At 71.6% G+C, this 15,227-nt stretch carries 17 protein-coding genes and 1 riboswitch; of the genes, 11 read left to right on the top strand and 6 right to left on the bottom strand.

Translation table 11 applies throughout. The features are described 5' to 3' along the window. Positions 1 to 90: 90 nt before the first annotated feature. On the bottom strand, positions 91 to 1,275 hold the full coding sequence (locus tag AB0M43_RS36965; protein WP_363731916.1) for an ATP-binding cassette domain-containing protein: 1,185 nt from the start codon (positions 1,273 to 1,275) through the stop codon (positions 91 to 93). Further along, positions 1,272 to 2,045: an ABC transporter permease gene (locus AB0M43_RS36960; protein WP_363731914.1), complete on the bottom strand. Its 774-nt coding sequence runs from the start codon at positions 2,043 to 2,045 to the stop codon at positions 1,272 to 1,274. The genes AB0M43_RS36965 and AB0M43_RS36960 overlap by 4 nt, the downstream gene beginning before the upstream one ends. A 104-nt stretch (positions 2,046 to 2,149) precedes the next feature. Further along, positions 2,150 to 2,278: riboswitch (FMN riboswitch) on the top strand. Positions 2,279 to 2,361: 83 nt separating this feature from the next. On the opposite strand from AB0M43_RS36960, the gene AB0M43_RS36955 reads away from it, so the two are divergent. The 3 genes from AB0M43_RS36955 to ribH are packed head-to-tail and all read left to right on the top strand — an operon-like array spanning position 2,362 to position 4,642. Beyond that, the gene (locus AB0M43_RS36955) at positions 2,362 to 2,952 is read left to right on the top strand and encodes a riboflavin synthase (RefSeq protein WP_363731952.1); all 591 of its coding nucleotides are present in this window, start codon (positions 2,362 to 2,364) and stop codon (positions 2,950 to 2,952) included. After that, a complete protein-coding gene (locus tag AB0M43_RS36950) occupies positions 2,949 to 4,172 on the top strand; it encodes a bifunctional 3,4-dihydroxy-2-butanone-4-phosphate synthase/GTP cyclohydrolase II (protein WP_363731911.1) in 1,224 nt (407 codons plus the stop codon). Before AB0M43_RS36955 ends, AB0M43_RS36950 begins: the two co-directional genes overlap by 4 nt. After that, positions 4,172 to 4,642 carry a 6,7-dimethyl-8-ribityllumazine synthase gene (gene ribH, locus AB0M43_RS36945; protein ID WP_363731908.1) on the top strand — a complete coding sequence of 157 codons (471 nt, stop codon included), beginning with the start codon at positions 4,172 to 4,174 and terminating at the stop codon, positions 4,640 to 4,642. The genes AB0M43_RS36950 and ribH overlap by 1 nt, the downstream gene beginning before the upstream one ends. A gap of 173 nt (positions 4,643 to 4,815) precedes the next feature. Here ribH and AB0M43_RS36940 read toward each other — a convergent pair whose 3' ends face one another. The 4 genes from AB0M43_RS36940 to AB0M43_RS36925 all read right to left on the bottom strand — a co-directional run bounded on the left by AB0M43_RS36940 (position 4,816) and on the right by AB0M43_RS36925 (position 9,433). Further along, positions 4,816 to 6,942 carry an adenylate/guanylate cyclase domain-containing protein gene (locus AB0M43_RS36940; RefSeq protein WP_363731906.1) on the bottom strand — a complete coding sequence of 709 codons (2,127 nt, stop codon included), beginning with the start codon at positions 6,940 to 6,942 and terminating at the stop codon, positions 4,816 to 4,818. A gap of 5 nt (positions 6,943 to 6,947) precedes the next feature. Then, positions 6,948 to 7,496: a sigma-70 family RNA polymerase sigma factor gene (locus tag AB0M43_RS36935; protein ID WP_363731904.1), complete on the bottom strand. Its 549-nt coding sequence runs from the start codon at positions 7,494 to 7,496 to the stop codon at positions 6,948 to 6,950. Between the two features lie 64 nt (positions 7,497 to 7,560). Then, positions 7,561 to 7,758, bottom strand: coding sequence for a hypothetical protein (locus tag AB0M43_RS36930; protein ID WP_363731902.1), 198 nt, complete (start codon positions 7,756 to 7,758; stop codon positions 7,561 to 7,563). Positions 7,759 to 7,885: 127 nt separating this feature from the next. Then, the gene (locus tag AB0M43_RS36925) at positions 7,886 to 9,433 is read right to left on the bottom strand and encodes an NAD(P)/FAD-dependent oxidoreductase (RefSeq protein ID WP_363731899.1); all 1,548 of its coding nucleotides are present in this window, start codon (positions 9,431 to 9,433) and stop codon (positions 7,886 to 7,888) included. A gap of 369 nt (positions 9,434 to 9,802) precedes the next feature. Between AB0M43_RS36925 and AB0M43_RS36920 the strand changes: the two genes are divergently transcribed. The 8 genes from AB0M43_RS36920 (at position 9,803) to pheS (ending at position 15,226) form a co-directional block, all read left to right on the top strand. Continuing rightward, positions 9,803 to 10,066: a phosphoribosyl-ATP diphosphatase gene (locus AB0M43_RS36920; RefSeq protein WP_363731896.1), complete on the top strand. Its 264-nt coding sequence runs from the start codon at positions 9,803 to 9,805 to the stop codon at positions 10,064 to 10,066. 38 nt (positions 10,067 to 10,104) lie between these two features. Beyond that, on the top strand, positions 10,105 to 10,947 hold the full coding sequence (gene hisG / locus AB0M43_RS36915; protein WP_363731893.1) for an ATP phosphoribosyltransferase: 843 nt from the start codon (positions 10,105 to 10,107) through the stop codon (positions 10,945 to 10,947). Between the two features lie 122 nt (positions 10,948 to 11,069). Then, positions 11,070 to 11,501 (top strand): PH domain-containing protein, encoded by a 432-nt coding sequence (locus AB0M43_RS36910; protein WP_363731891.1) that lies wholly within the window; start codon positions 11,070 to 11,072, stop codon positions 11,499 to 11,501. Between the two features lie 247 nt (positions 11,502 to 11,748). Further along, a complete protein-coding gene (gene infC / locus AB0M43_RS36905; protein ID WP_363731950.1) occupies positions 11,749 to 12,369 on the top strand; it encodes a translation initiation factor IF-3 in 621 nt (206 codons plus the stop codon). Between the two features lie 33 nt (positions 12,370 to 12,402). Beyond that, entirely contained in the window at positions 12,403 to 12,597 is a 195-nt protein-coding gene (gene rpmI / locus AB0M43_RS36900; protein WP_363731889.1) for a 50S ribosomal protein L35, read from the top strand. 65 nt (positions 12,598 to 12,662) lie between these two features. Beyond that, positions 12,663 to 13,043, top strand: a complete 381-nt coding sequence (gene rplT, locus AB0M43_RS36895) for a 50S ribosomal protein L20 (RefSeq protein ID WP_363731887.1) — start codon at positions 12,663 to 12,665, stop codon at positions 13,041 to 13,043. An 8-nt stretch (positions 13,044 to 13,051) separates the two neighbouring features. Then, on the top strand, positions 13,052 to 13,885 hold the full coding sequence (locus AB0M43_RS36890; protein ID WP_363731884.1) for an RNA methyltransferase: 834 nt from the start codon (positions 13,052 to 13,054) through the stop codon (positions 13,883 to 13,885). 279 nt (positions 13,886 to 14,164) lie between these two features. Next, on the top strand, positions 14,165 to 15,226 hold the full coding sequence (pheS, locus tag AB0M43_RS36885; RefSeq protein ID WP_363731881.1) for a phenylalanine--tRNA ligase subunit alpha: 1,062 nt from the start codon (positions 14,165 to 14,167) through the stop codon (positions 15,224 to 15,226). Position 15,227: the final 1 nt, after the last annotated feature.

Raw genomic sequence — 15,227 nt, 5'->3', positions numbered from 1 at the left:
CGGAACGACGGAACCCCCGCGCGCCGGGGTCCGGCCGGGGCACCCCGCCACCGGGTCCGGGACCCGGCCCCGACCCGTGGGCCGGGTCGGTCAGGCCGGGTAGATGTGGGTCTCGGTGGCCTTCACCGCGGCCCACACCGGCGTCCCCGGCTCCAGCTCCAACGCGGCGAGCGCCGCCGCCGTCACGTCCGCCGCGACCGGCAGCTCCCCGTCGAGCCGGACCCGCACCTTGTCCCCGTGCTGGTCCACGGCCGCCACCCGCCCGGGCCACACGTTGCGGGGGCTGCCGTCGGGCCGGTCCCGGAACAGCGCCACGGCCGACGGCGGGAACGCCACGAACACGTCCCCGGTGAGCGCCTCGCCGGCGGTCAGGGACACCGGACCGCGCGCCGGAGCCCCCGCCTCGCCGCCGTTCGCCGGAGACCCTGTCCCGATGGCAGCCGATGCCTCTGAACTGGCCCGATTCACCGGGGAACCTGCCGTGGCGGAGGTCCGGTCGTTCTCCGGTCCGTTCGCGCGCGTCCCGGTCGTGCCCCCGACCGGGGCCAGCGCGACCACCACCCCGTCCCGGGCCACCCCCCGGTACAGGTTCAGCCCCACCAGCGTGGCCACGTATTCGGTACGCGGCCGCGAGGTGATCTCCACCGGGCTGCCCTCCTGGGTGATCCGGCCGTCCTCGATGATCAGGATCCGGTCGGCGAGGGTCATCGCGTCGAGCGGGTCGTGCGTGACGAGCAGCGCCGCCCCGGCGAACGCGGCCAGGTGCCGGCGTAGCTCGGCCCGGATCTCCAGCCGGCTGCGCACGTCGAGCGCGGCGAGGGGTTCGTCGAGGAGCAGCAGCCGGGGCCCGGTGGCCAGCGCCCGGGCGAGCGCGACCCGTTGGGCCTGCCCGCCGGACAGCTGTCCGGGCCGCGACCGCAGCTGTCCGCCGAGCCCGACCCGTTCCAGCCAGTCCGTGGCCAGCTCGCGGGCCCGGGCCCGGGACATGCCCGCGCACCGGGGCCCGAACGCGACGTTGTCCACGGCGGACAGGTGCGGGAAGAGCAGGTAGTCCTGAAAGACCAACCCGATTCTCCGGTACTCCGGGGCCAGCCCCTCGATCCGTTCCCCGCCCACCGTGATCTCCCCGCCGGCCGGCAGCAACCCGGCGAGGGCGCGCAGCACGGTGGACTTGCCGGCCCCGTTCGGCCCGAGCAGGGCGACGGTCTCCCCGGCGGCGAGGTCCAGCTCGACATCCACCAGCCGCACCCGCAACCGCGCCCGCAACCCGCTCACGACACCCACCTCTCCCGCAGCAGCGCGAGCAGCACGACGCTGACGGCGAGCAGCAGCAGGCTCAGGGTGATCGCGGCGGCCGGGTCGGTCTCCAGGGCCAGGTACACCGCCAGCGGCATGGTCTGGGTCCGCCCCGGGAAGTTGCCCGCGAACGTGATCGTCGCGCCGAACTCGCCCAGCGCCCGGGCCCAGCACAGCACCGCCCCGGCGGCGATCCCCGGCCCGATCATCGGCAGCGTCACCCGGCGGAACGTGGTGAACCGGCTCGCGCCGAGCGTGGCGGCCGCGTCCTCGTACCTGCGGTCGGCGCCCCGCAGCGCGCCCTCCACGGCGATCACCAGGAACGGCATCGCCACGAACGTCTCGGCGAGCACCACCCCGGCCGTACTGAACGGCAGTGTGATCCCGACCGACTCCAGCGCGCCCCCGAGCAGCCCGTTGCGCCCGAACACCAGGAGCAGCGCGACGCCCCCGACGACGGGCGGCAACACGAGCGGCAGGGTGACGAGCGCCCGGACCAGCCGCCGGCCGGGGAACTCGACCCGGGCCAGCAGCCACGCGAGCGGCACGCCCAGGAGCAGGGACACCACGGTCGCGATACTGGCGGTGACCAGGGACAGCCGGAGCGCGGCGAGCACGGTCGGCTCGGCCAGGCGCGGGCCGAGGGTGGCCCACGGCGCGCGGACCAGCAGGCCGACCAGCGGCAGCACGAGAAGCCCTAGACCCAGCAGAGCCGGGATCAACAGGACAATCGGCACCTTGGACCTCACGGGGCCCACGGTACCCGTACCCGTCCGATGTGAGGTCTGTCTCCCCGCATTCTCGCGATACCGCGAAGCGTTCCGGCCGTGTCAGACTGGCCGAAGAACCCACCACGCGCTGGCGGGGTCGGTGCAATTCCGAACCGGCGGTGAGAGCCCGCGACCCGGTCACAGCCAGTGACCGGTTGACCCGATGAAATCTCGGGGCCGACGGTGAAAGTCCGGATGGGAGTTCAGCGCGCGGAGGCAGGGTCCGTCCGTGCGCTTCCGCGTTCCCGGGCGTCCCGTGCCCCTGCGCCCCTATTTCACAAGGGGTATGGATCAGATGTTCACGGGAATCGTCGAGGAACTCGGCGAAATCACGGCCCTGGAGTGGCACGGCGCGGGCGCCGTCCTCACCGTCCGGGGACCGAAAGTCACCTCCGACGCGGGGCACGGCGACTCGATCGCCGTCAACGGCGTGTGCCTGACCGTCGTCACGGTCGAGCGCGACTCGTTCACCGCAGATGTCATGAAGGAATCCTTCGACCGCAGCTCGCTGGGCGCCATCAGTGTCGGCGACCGGGTCAACCTGGAGCGCGCGGCCACCCTCTCCACCCGCCTCGGCGGGCACCTCGTGCAGGGCCACGTCGACGGGGTCGGCACGATCCTGTCCAGGACGCCCGGCGAGATGCAGGAGGACGTCCGGATCACGCTGCCGGCCGACCTGAACCGGTACGTCGTGGAGAAGGGCTCGATCACCGTCGACGGCATCTCGCTGACCGTCGCCGTGATCGACGACGACAGCTTCACCGTCAGCCTCATCCCGACCACGGTCGACGTGACCACGCTGGGCCGCAAGGCCGTCGGCGAGCAGGTCAACCTCGAGATCGATGTGATCGCCAAGTACGTCGAGAAGCTGGTGAGGACCTCATGACCTTCGCAACGATCGAGGACGCCCTCGTGGCCATCGCCGCCGGGAAGCCCGTGGTGGTGGTGGACGACGAGGACCGCGAGAACGAGGGCGACCTGATCTTCGCCGCCGAGCTCGCGACCCCCGAACTGCTGGCCTTCACGGTCCGCTACACCTCCGGCTACATCTGCGCGCCGCTCACCGAGGCCGAGGCCGACCGGCTCGAACTGCCGCCGATGTACCACACCAACCAGGACCGGCGCGGCACGGCGTACACGGTGACCGTGGACGCCCGCGAGAACGTCTCCACCGGCATCTCCGCCGCCGACCGGGCGCACACCATCCGGCTGCTGGCCTCGGCGGACACGGTCCCGTCGGACCTGTCCCGCCCCGGCCACGTGGTGCCGCTGCGCGCCAAGGCCGGCGGCGTCCTGCGCCGTCCCGGGCACACCGAGGCCGCCATCGACCTCGCCGTGCTGGCCGGGCTGCGCCCCGCCGGGGTGCTCTGCGAGCTGGTCAACGACGACGGCACGATGATGCGCCTGCCCGACCTGCGGAAGTTCTCCGAGGACCACGGCCTGCTGCTGATCTCGATCGCGGACCTGATCGCCTACCGGCGGCGCACGGAGAAGCAGGTGGTCCGCGCGGCCGACGCCCGCCTCCCGCTCCCGATGGGCGAGTTCCGGGCCATCGGGTACGAGGTGGCCGACCACCCCACCGCCGAGCACATCGCCCTCGTCTACGGCGACATCGGCGACGGCGAGGACGTGCTGGTCCGGGTGCACTCCGAGTGCCTCACCGGCGACGTGTTCGACTCGCTGCGCTGCGACTGCGGCCCGCAGCTGCACGCCGCGCTCGGCCTGGTCGCCGAGGAGGGCCGGGGGATCGTGCTGTACGTCCGGGGTCACGAGGGGCGCGGGATCGGCCTGCTGCACAAGCTCCAGGCGTACCAGCTGCAGGACCTCGGCCGCGACACCGTGGACGCGAACCTGGACCTGGGCCTGCCCGCCGACGGCCGCGACTACGGCACCGGCGCGCAGATCCTCGCCGACCTGGGCGTCAAGTCGATGCGGCTGCTCACCAACAACCCGGCCAAGCGCGCCGGACTGGAGGGCTACGGCCTGGAGATCATCGGCCGGGTGCCCATGCCCAGCCGGGTCACCGCCGAGAACCGCACGTACCTGACGACGAAGCGCGACCGGATGGGCCACCTCCTCGACCTCGAACCGAAGGAGACCGTCTGATGGCCGGCTTCGGGGCCGACGCCCTCGGGAACGTGGACGCCACCGGGCTGCGGCTCGGCATCGTGGCCGCCCGCTGGCACGGCGACCTGACCGACCAGCTCGTGGCCCGGGCGGAGGCTGCGGCGAAGGCATGCGGCGTCACCGAGGTCGCGGTGCACCGGGTCGCCGGGTCCGTCGAACTGCCGGTCGTCGCCCAGGCCCTCGCCCGGCACTACGACGCGGTGGTCGCCCTCGGCGTCGTCGTCCGCGGCGACACCGCGCACTTCGACTACGTGTGCGACTCGGTGACCGGGGGCCTGACCCGGGTGGCGCTCGACGCGCACACCCCGGTCGGGCACGGGGTGCTCACCGTGGACACCCTCGAACAGGCCGTCGACCGGGCCGGGTTGCCGGACTCCTCGGAGGACAAGGGCTGGTCGACGACGGTGGCGGTGCTGGACGCGGCCCTGACGCTGCGCAAGCTCTCCTAGCCGCGACAGGTGCCGCCGACCGGAATCCGGTCGGCGGCACCTTCGCGTGTGGGACCTGTCTCGGCGGCTTTCGGTCTCCGAAACGCCGAGACCGTGGACAGTATGGCTGGGTCTCGGCTCGCACGACGAGTGAACCCTCGCGCGGGCGGCGAACGCGTTCGGCAAGGTTCGACTCAGGAGGGGGCGCCAGCGAACGTCGGCTCGACGGAAAGGGCCAGCGTGACAGCCTCGTTCATTGTCAGCGCGGCGCCTTCGGAATGGAGCTGTTCGTACCGGCGTTCGCCGAGATGCGCTCTGGCCTGGATCTCCTGCTCCGCCCAGTAGGCGGTGTAGGCGGCCCCCCAGTGGCTCAGCCTGCGGCGCTGGGCCTCTGACGCGCCGAACAGCACAGCTGCGGTTTCCGGCTGCCCGCTCAGGCGACAGAGCACCCCGATGGCATTGAGGGTATCCACGGCGCGGGCTTCGAAGCCGTACTTCACCCGGGAGCGCAGGGCCACCCGGAGGTGCCTGTGGGAAGCCACCAGGTCGCCACGATCCAATGCGACGACGCCGAGGAGCATGTCCACGGTGCGTCGGCCGCGTACGGCGGACAGGGCATCCTCCAGCGGCCGTGCCTGCGTCAGCAGGGCGACCGCCTCGTCCAGTTCGCCACGCCGCCAGAGGAGCTGTGCCAGGTGGAACACGGCGAACAGCGCGTCGGCCTCGACGTCCAGTTCGGCGGCCAGCCGCAGGGTCGCCCAGCAGCCGCGTTCGGCCTCGGCGGACAGGCCGACATCGACGAGCGGGGCGGTTCGGCCGGCGAGTACCCGCACGAGTAGCCCGGGGTCGCCGGCCTGGCGGGCGGCGGCCTCTGCGCGCTGGGAGAACCGCAGGGCCTCGGCGAACTCGCCGTCGGCCCCGGCGTGCGCGGCATGGGCGTGATACGCCATCGCCAACTCTGTGCTGGGCACCCGCGCGTCGGTGACGTTCATCCGCTCATAGAGCCGGTAGAGCCAGACCCGGGCCTCCCGCGCCAGTCCGCGCTCTCGCCACCACTGGTCGAGTACTCCGACCAGTTGCAGTCCTTTCCTTAGCTCACCATCGGTGGCGCACCATCGCAGGGCGGCTCGCAGCTCCACCACGAGGAAGTCGAGGCTGTACAGGGACAGGGTGACGGGGCGGCCCTCGGCGTCGCGGCCGGCGCGTTCGGCGGCGTTGAGGCACCAGTCGACATGCCGCTCCCTGACATCTTGTTCCTCACCGGCCTGGGCGAGCCTGTGCTGGCCGTAGGCCCGGATCGGATCGAGCATCCGGTAGGTGGTCCCTGCGGCGGTTGACGTGGCCTGTACCAGGGACTTGTCGACCAATACGGCCAGGGAGTCGAGCGGGTCGGCGTCGAACATCCACGCGATGGCTTCCAGGTCGACGGAGCCGGCGAACACCGACAGGCACCGCAGCAGTCTCGATGACTTCGGCCCGAGGGTCTTGTACGACCAGGACACGGTCGTGGTGAGAGCCTCGTGCTGGATGGGCGAGTCACCGGGCTCCGGCAGCAGCAGACCCTCGATCCGGTCCGCGAGTTGGCCGGCCGACAGGAGCCGGAGCCGGGCGGCGGCGAGTTCCAGGGCGAGGGGCAGGCCGTCGAGTCGGCGGGCGATCCGGTCGAAGTGCGGCAACTCGGCGGGGTCGGCGCGGCGCCCACCCCGGGCCGCCGCGGCCCGGTCGAGCAGCAACGCGACAGCGTCGGACGGACTACCGTCCGACGCCTCGGTCACGGACAACGACAGGATCCGCAGTACGGCCTCCTCGGCCAGGCCGAGAGGTTCACGGCTGGTGGCGAGGATCGTCAGGCCGGGGCAGCCCTCGAGCATCCGGGTGATCAGCGGGGCCAGCGCGGGGAGTTGGTGGTCGCAGGTGTCCAGGACCAGGAGGCAGGTGAGTCCGCCCAGGTGTCGCACGAGGGTGTCGGGCATCGGCCGTCCGGGCTCGGGCCGCAGTCCGAACGCGCCGGCCACCCCCACCGCGATCAACGCCGGATCGGTTACCGGGGCGAGGTCCGCCGACCAGATCCCGTCCGGGTAGTAGCCATTGAGGTCCGAGGCCACGGCGGCGGCGAGCCGTGTCTTGCCGGCTCCGCCGGTGCCCACCAACGTCACGAGCCGCTGTTCGTCGAGTAGTTGACGCAGCTTGACCCGCTCGTTGACACGGCCGATGAACCGGAGACCGGTTTCGACGTCAAGACTGTCAGCGACCGTGTGGTTGATCTCCGTATTGGTGGTGTGCAGGAACGCGAGAAGTTCCGTCGAGGCGTCGTCAGCCATACCGTTCATGATCGCCTCTCTTCGGGGCCGGATCCTTCTTCGTTCTGTTCACCAGCCGGTCGATGTGCCGCCGTGAACGAGGTTCTCAGGCTGTTGAGGGCATGTCTGCGATGGGACCGCACTGTTCCTGTCCGTACCTGCAGGATCGCGGCGATCTCCTCGTCAGGGTGCCCGTCGAGGTGGAGGGCCATGACCTTGCGCTGTTGCACGGGCAGCGTCCGCAGGAGGTCGAGCAACTCCTGCTCCGATTCCTTGACGAGGACCCCGTCGGGTTCGGGGTCCGCGATCGGGCACCAGCCGCCCTCCACCGACAATGCCACCTTGTCCTGCCCGACGCGTCGGCGGTGTAGCGCGCGGCTCGCGGTGCGGGAGGCGACCCGATAGGCCCATCGCGTCGGGTGGTCCAGAGTGTCCCAACCCAGGTATACCAAGCCCATGGTCTCCTGTGCTGCGTCCTCCGCCTCGTGCCCCATCCCGATCTTCACCAGGTACGCCACCAGTTGAGGGAAGAACTGGCGGTAGAGCTCGTCAAAGCCGTCGTGGATGGTACCCAAGCCGCCCGCACCCCCTTCGTCTACGAGGTAGTGCCCTGGCGTCGGCCGGGCGTGCAAGAGGTCCTCAAAGCTCGTTCCGTCCTCGCCGGTGGATCCGGCGCGCCAGGTACACCATCGCCACGGCTATGACACCGACCACGGCCACCACCGTCAGCGACCGGGTACTCGCGTACAGGCCGCCCAGGCCCACCACCACCGAGTTGAACACGGCGACTGTGCCGGACATCCCGCTCTTCGACTGCGCCTCGCGCTGCGACCTCATGCACCTATGTGCGATACGGATCCGACTCTGTGCAATGCCAGCCGGTCGAAACTCGGCGCGGACCCGTGGGGTCTGGTGTGGACGCGGGCAACGGGCCAGCGCGGCTCGGCCACCTCACAGATCCGGGCTAGCGGCCCAGGTCGCGCAGGATCCGCTTCGCCGCGTTGTGCCCCGCCGCCCCGATCACACTCCCCGCCGGATGGCATCCGGCGCTGCCGGCGTACAGGCCCGGGACGCCCGTCGCGTACGGCATCCGGTCGCTGAAGGACACCGTGTTGTCCACGTGGTGGATGTGCCCGCCGGTGATCCCGAAGTGCTCCTCGATCCCGCGCGGCGTCAGCGCGAACACGTCGTCGACCAGGTCGGACGTGCCCGGGGCGTACCGGTCGCAGATCGACAGCAGGTGGGTCACGTAGGAGTCCCAGTCGGGGTCGACGGGGGAGTACGGCACCGACTGGACGAACAGGGCCGAGGAGTGGTGGCCGTCGGCGTCCTGGAGCGACGGGTCGACGGTGGTGTGCACGTACCACTCGATGGTCGGCTCGTCCGGCAGCTTGCCCGCCTGCACGTCCGCCCACATCCGGCGCAGCTCCGCCATCGGGGAACCCGAGCCGTCGGAGCCGGGCAGCAGGTGGATCGTCGAGCCGAACGGGCTGCGCTCGCCCTCCGGCAGGCAGTCGAACGTCGGCAGGTCGCGCAGCGCAAGGTTCACCTTGAGCGTCGTGCCGGTCCGGCGCACCGACTCCATATGCATGCTCAGGTCGACGGGCAGCTCCGCGAGCGTCATCAACTGGTACGGGTCGCACGCGCCCAGCACCACCGACGCCGCGATCTCCTCCCCGTTGGCGAGCACCACCCCGCGCACGGAGCCGCCGACCGTGTCGACCTTCGCGACCCGCGCGTCGGTCCGGATCGTGGCGCCCGCGCGCACGGCCGCCTCCGCGAACGTCCGCGACACCGAGCCCATCCCGCCGGCCGCGATCATCCACGTGCCGTCGGCGCCGGGCAGCCGGCACATGTTGTGCACCAGGAAGTTGTGTCCCGTGCCCGGGTCGTCGGGGCCGGCGTTGAGGCCGGAGAGGCCGTCGGTGACCGCGTACATCGACACCAGCAGCTCGGAGGCGAAGCCGAAGCGGTCCAGGTGGTCGGCGACCGAGCCCCGGACCAGGTTCACGAACACCTCGCGCAGTTCTGGGCGGACGTAGCGCTCGGCGGTCTCCTCCACCGAGCCGGGCTCGGCCAGCCACGCCGGGGCCAGGTCCTCGCGGAGCAGCGCCAGCTCCGCCTGCATCGCCTCGTCGGCGGCCACGTCGGCGGGGGAGAAGAACTCGGCCATCTGGGTACGCGTCCGCGCGGCGTCCGACCCGAACAGCAGGTACGGCGACCCCGGGCCGCCCGGGGTCGGGAGGAAGTAGTGCGGCTCGCGGCGCAGGGTGGGGATGCGCAGGTCCAGGGAGTGCAGCAGCTCGGGGGGCATCAGGCCCAGCAGGTACGACCCCGTGGAGTGGCCCAGGCCCGGCACCTTCGGGAACGGGTGCTCGGTCCGGGTGGCCCCGCCGATCACCGCCGCGGCCTCGCAGACCACGACGTCGAGCCCCGCCCGGGCGAGGATCACCGCCGCGACCAGCCCGTTGTGCCCCGAACCGACGATGACGACATCCGCACGCGAGTTCATGTGACCGAGATTACGGCGAACGGGCCCCGCGCGCCCGGGCTGCGCCTCGATCAACTTTCCCGGGCGGGGCCGGGTCCGGGGTCCGGGAGCGGCGCCGGGTGGCCGGACCCCGGGCCGAATTGCGCGACCGCCTCGACGGGTACGGGTTCCCGCGGCTGCCGGGCGGCACGGCTCCCGACCGCCTGACCAGGGAACGCGTCACCTGCGGGGTACGGCCGTCCGGCCCCGGTCGGGGGCGCGGGGAGGCGGGCGCGGCTCCACCGGTACCCGGAAAGTGGATCTTCGGGGTCGAGGGGGTGTCGTGTCCCGGGATGTGGCGGCGCGCGGGGCGCTCGGCGGGCGCGGCGGCCGGCTGGCAGAATCGGGCGGGTGAAGACCTTCGAGGAGCTGTTCGTGGAGTTGTCGGCGACCGCCGCAGCCCGGACCCCCGGCTCGGGGACCGTGGCCGCCCTGGACGCCGGCGTGCATACGATCGGCAAGAAGGTCGTCGAGGAGGCCGCCGAGTCCTGGATGGCCGCCGAGCACGAGGGGCCCGAGCGGGCCGCCGAGGAGATCTCCCAGCTGCTCTACCACGCCCAGGTGCTGATGCTCGCCTGTGGCCTGGAGCTGAAGGACGTGTACCGACATCTCTGAGCCTTTCCCCCGTACATAATCGGACAAAGGACTCTGTAATGCTGCGTATCGCCCTGCCCAACAAGGGTGGCCTCTCCGCCCCCGCCCAAGAGATGCTCCGCGAGGCCGGCTACCGCCAGCGCCCCGCCGAACGCGACCTGACCTGCCTGGACGTCGCCAACGACGTCGAGTTCTTCTACCTGCGCCCCCGCGACATCGCCACCTACGTCAGCTCCGGCGACCTCGACCTCGGCATCACCGGCCGGGACCTGGTCCGCGACAACGGGGCCGGCGCGGGCGCGGAGGAACTGCTGGACCTCGGCTTCGGCCGCTCCACGTTCCGGTACGCGACCCGGATCGGCGCCAAGCCCCAGCTCGGCGGCCAGCGGATCGCCACCTCCTACCCGGAGCTGGTCCAGCGCGACCTGGACGCCAAGGGCGAGACCGCCACGGTGATCCGGCTCGACGGCGCCGTGGAGAACGCGATCGGCCTCGGCGTGGCCGACGTCATCGCCGACGTGGTGTCCACCGGCGCCACCCTGCGCCAGGCCGGCCTGGAGGTGTTCGGGGAGCCGCTGCTGGAGAGCACGGCGATCCTGATCCGCCGGGACGGCGCGGCCTCCAACGGGGGTACCGCCCAGCTGCTCCGCCGCCTCCAGGGCGTCCTCGTCGCCCGCCGGTACGTGATGCTCGCCTACGACGTGCGCGCCGACATGCTCGAGGACGCGTGCGCGCTCACCCCGGGCATCGAGTCGCCGACGATCTCGCCGCTGCACCGGGAGGGCTGGGTGGCCGTGCAGGCGATGGTCCTGCTGGCCGACTCGCACCGGATCATGGACGAGCTGTACGAGCTGGGGGCCCGGGGCATCCTGGTGACCAGCATCCACGCCTGCCGGCTCTGACCGCGGGCCGGCGGCCTGGTCGGCTCTGACCGCGGGGCCGGCCGCCCGGCCCGGTGCCGGACATCCGGGGCCCCGCCGATGCCACCGCCGTGCCCCGCGTTCCGGGCTGTAGGGTCGGTCCCGTGATCACCGCCCAGCCCTACCGCGTCAAGTTCGTCTGCTGGACGGCCGCCGTCGCGGTGGCCGTCATCTTCACCGTCGTCGCGGTCGGGTTGCGCGGCCAGAGCGAGGGCGTCGCCGTGTTCGGGGTCGGCGACCAGGTGGCCATGATCGTCCTGGGCCTGCTCGGCGCGGTGGCGATCCTGTGGTTCACCCGGCCCCGGGTGCGGGCCGACGCCGAGGGCATCCGGATCCGCAACCTCTTCGGCTCCTACGAGCTGCCGTGGGACCTGGTCCGGGAGATCCGGTTCGACCAGGGCAACCCGTGGGCGAGCCTGGAGCTGGTCGACGACGAGGTGGTCGCGATCATGGCGGTGCAGGCCGCCGACAAGGGCCGGGCCGTCGAGGCGGTCCGTGGCCTGCGCGCACTGCACTCCGCCGCTCTGGTACGCTAGCTCAGTCGACCACGCCGTCCCTCTCGTTCTCCGTAGATCGAGCGGCCGGCAGTCAAAGCGGAGCCCCGCTCCCACCCGAGTCGCCCACGGCGTCCGGGTCCGGTCAGAGAGATAGCCCCCACAGTTGGGGGTTAACTTTCGTGTCCTCCCATGGACACACGATCGGCAGTGGGGCCCCAGCATGCGCTGGGGCTTTTCGCGTTTGGCGGCCGACGCTCTTGACTAGGTATGGATTCGAGGAGGCCCCATCAGCGCCGACGTCCGCGTTAACGAGCAGATCCGCGCACGAGAGGTCCGTTTGGTCGGTCCGCAGGGTGAGCAGGTGGGCATTGTCCCGCTGGAGCAGGCACTGCAGCTGGCTTCGGATGTCGACCTGGATCTGGTCGAGGTCGCACCCATGGCTCGCCCACCCGTGTGCAAGCTCATGGACTACGGCAAGTTCAAGTACGAGGCCGCGCTGAAGGCGCGTGAGGCTCGGCGGAACCAGCAGCAGACCGTCATCAAGGAGATGAAGCTCCGCCCGAAGATCGACATTCACGACTACGAGACCAAGAAGGGTCACGTCGTGAGGTTCCTGAAGGCCGGAGACAAGGTCAAGGTCACCATCATGTTCCGCGGCCGTGAGCAGAGCCGTCCGGAATTGGGTTTCCGGCTGCTGCGCAAGCTCGCCGAGGAGATCACGGACCAGGGTTTTGTCGAATCCGCCCCTAAGCAGGACGGGCGGAACATGATCATGGTTATCGCGCCGCACCGCGCGGTGAAGGCAGCCGCCATCAAGTCGGGCTCCGAGGACGAGACCGACGAGCTCGGTGTGGACGCCCCGGTCGAGGCCGAGGCCCCCACAGCCGACGCGACGCCGACCGAATAACCATCTTTCTTTAAGCACCAGGGGAGAACATCGATGCCGAAGCAGAAGAGCCACAGCGGCATGGGTAAGCGAGTGAAGGTGACCGGCAGCGGCAAGATCATGCGCCAGCAGGCCGGCCTCCGTCACCGGCTGGAGGTCAAGTCCTCCAAGGAGACCCGTGACCTGTCGCGCTCGGTCGAGGTCTCCAAGGCCGACCTCCCGCGCGTCAAGAAGCTGCTGGGTCGCTAACCCTTCACCGTCTTACCCACCCCTCGCCGACGCGAGGGCCCGCAACATGAGGAGTTTGTAGACCCGTGGCACGCGTTAAGAGGGCGGTCAACGCCCACAAGAAGCGTCGTACGATCCTTGAGGGTGCGAAGGGTTACCGCGGTCAGCGGTCCCGGCTGTACCGCAAGGCCAAGGAGCAGATGCTCCACTCGATGACCTACGCCTACCGGGACCGCCGGAAGCGCAAGGGCGAGTTCCGCAAGCTGTGGATCACCCGTATCAACGCCGCCGTGCGCGCGAACGGGATGACCTACAACCGCTTCATCGAGGGCATGCGCCTCGCCGGTGTCGAGGTCGACCGCAAGGTCCTCGCCGACATCGCCGTGCACGACGCGGTCGCGTTCTCGGCCATCGTCGAGGTCGCCCGGGCGGCGTCGCCGACCCAGCAGGCCGCCAAGGCCGCCTGATCACCAGCATGACGACACCCGGGGGGACTCCGTTCACTGAGCGGACCCCCCGGGTTACTGCTGCCCGCAAACTGCTCCGCCGCCGGCACGCCGACGGTGTGCGGCAGTTCCTCGCCGAGGGGCCGCAGGCGGTGCGCGAGGCGCTCACGGCCGGGGTGGTCGTGGAGCTGTTCGGCACCGCCGCCGGGCTGGAGCGGCTCGGGCTCGACGCCGCCCCGGGCGGCGACCTGCCCGGCACCCGGGTCTCCCTCGTCACCGACGCCGGCCTGGCCTCCCTCACCGAGACCGTGCAGCCCCAGGGCGTCGTGGCCGTCTGCTCCTACGTCGACGTCCCGCTCGCCGCCGCGCTCGACCCCGCCCCCCGGCTCGTCGCCGTCCTCGCCGAGATCCGCGACCCCGGCAACGCGGGTACCGTGCTGCGGACCGCCGACGCGGCCGGCGCCGGGGCGGTGCTGTTCACGGACGCGAGCGTGGACCCGTACAACGGCAAGTGCGTCCGCTCCACGGCCGGCAGCCTGTTCCACGTCGACGTGGTCCGGGGCTGCTCCCCGCTGGAGGCCGTCACCGCGCTCCAGGCCGCCGGGCTCCAGGTGTTCGCCACCACCGGCTACGGCGCGGAGAACCTCGACGACCTGGCCGACGGTGGCCGGCTGGCGGCGCCCACCGCCTGGCTGTTCGGCAGCGAGGCGCACGGCCTGCCCCCGGAACTCCTGGAGGCCGCCGACGCCCGGGTCCGGGTGCCCGTGCACGGCCGGGCGGAGAGCCTGAACCTGGCTGCCGCCGCGGCGGTGTGTCTGTATGCTTCAGCGAGTCACCAGCGCCGGAAGGAGGCCGCTTCATGAACCTGTTTAGCCGGCCCGCCGTGCGCGGGCTCCGGGCGTAGTCCCGGACCTCCCCTGACATCGGCGGGCTGCGGCCCAGCCGCGCGACCCCTCCAGGCCGTTTCCGGGTGCCGCCCGGGCGTGCCGTGCCCCGACCCGACGCGGGACGATCCCCGACCAGGGACCCGGCCCGGGGTGTGACCCGGAGCACGATGCGCCCCGGCCCGCCCCGCCCCGCCGGCTCCAAGCCCGGCGCGGTACCCGCCTAGACTCCTTCCGTCGCAGTCTTCTGGGAGTGTCATGACCTACCGCAATGATCCTTACGACCCCAAGCAGGTCGCCCTGCTCGATCCGGCCGCGCTCGCCGAGGCCGTCGCCTCGGCGGAGAAGGCGTTCGCGGAGGCGGGTGACCTCGACGCGCTGGCGGCGGGCAAGCACCTGCACCTCGGTGACCGGTCCCCGGTCTCGCTGGCCCGCCGGGAGATCGGCGCCCTGCCGCCGGCCGCCAAGTCCGACGCGGGCAAGCGGGTCAACGCCGCCGCCCAGGCCGTGAAGGCCGCGTACGAGGCGCGGGAGGTCGAGCTGGTCGCCGAGCGGGACCGCCGCGCCCTGGTCGAGGAGACCGTGGACGTGACGCTGCCGTACGACCGGCGGCCGCGCGGGGCCCGGCACCCGCTGACCACCCTGTCCGAGCGGGTCCAGGACCTGTTCGTCGGGATGGGCTTCGAGGTGGCCGAGGGGCCCGACGTCGAGCACACCTGGTTCGGCTTCGACGCGCTGAACATCCACAAGGACCACCCGGCGCGCACGATGATGGACACGTTCCACGTGGACGCGCCCGAGCTGATCCTGCGTCCGCACACGTCCAGCGTGCAGATCCGCACGATGCTCGGCCAGGAGCCGCCGATCTACATCGTGGCCCCGGGGCGCACCTACCGCACCGACGAGCTCGACGCGACGCACACCCCGGTGTTCTCGCAGTTCGAGGGTCTGGTCGTGGACAAGGGCATCACGATGGCGCACCTGAAGGGGACGCTGGACCACTTCGCGCGCGCGATGTTCGGTCCCGAGGCGCGGACCCGGCTGCGGCCGTCGTACTTCCCGTTCACCGAGCCGTCCGCCGAGATGGACCTGTGGTTCCCGCAGCACCGCGACGGCCCGCGCTGGGTCGAGTGGGGCGGCTGCGGCATGGTCAACCCCCGGGTGCTGCGGTCCTGCGGCATCGACCCCGAGGTGTACTCGGGCTTCGCGTTCGGCATGGGCATCGAGCGCACCCTGATGTTCCGCTCGGGGATCGCCGACATGCGGCACATGATCGAGGGCGACGTCCGGTTCACCCGCGCCTACGGAATGGAGGTCTGAC

Source organism: Longispora sp. NPDC051575 (genome assembly GCF_040681875.1).
GTDB lineage: Bacteria > Actinomycetota > Actinomycetes > Mycobacteriales > Micromonosporaceae > Longispora.
Note: the sequence above shows the minus strand (reverse complement) of the source record. Positions and strands in the feature narration are given on the sequence as shown.

Coding starts and splice junctions, on each gene's coding strand:
- AB0M43_RS36930 (WP_363731902.1), bottom strand. CDS start 7,758: ATGAGGTCGCAGCGCGAGGCGCAGTCGAAGAGCGGGATGTCCGGCACA.
- rpmI (WP_363731889.1), top strand. CDS start 12,403: ATGCCGAAGCAGAAGAGCCACAGCGGCATGGGTAAGCGAGTGAAGGTG.
- AB0M43_RS36890 (WP_363731884.1), top strand. CDS start 13,052: ATGACGACACCCGGGGGGACTCCGTTCACTGAGCGGACCCCCCGGGTT.
- AB0M43_RS36925 (WP_363731899.1), bottom strand. CDS start 9,433: ATGAACTCGCGTGCGGATGTCGTCATCGTCGGTTCGGGGCACAACGGG.
- hisG (WP_363731893.1), top strand. CDS start 10,105: ATGCTGCGTATCGCCCTGCCCAACAAGGGTGGCCTCTCCGCCCCCGCC.
- AB0M43_RS36940 (WP_363731906.1), bottom strand. CDS start 6,942: ATGGCTGACGACGCCTCGACGGAACTTCTCGCGTTCCTGCACACCACC.
- AB0M43_RS36955 (WP_363731952.1), top strand. CDS start 2,362: ATGTTCACGGGAATCGTCGAGGAACTCGGCGAAATCACGGCCCTGGAG.
- ribH (WP_363731908.1), top strand. CDS start 4,172: ATGGCCGGCTTCGGGGCCGACGCCCTCGGGAACGTGGACGCCACCGGG.
- pheS (WP_363731881.1), top strand. CDS start 14,165: ATGACCTACCGCAATGATCCTTACGACCCCAAGCAGGTCGCCCTGCTC.
- AB0M43_RS36950 (WP_363731911.1), top strand. CDS start 2,949: ATGACCTTCGCAACGATCGAGGACGCCCTCGTGGCCATCGCCGCCGGG.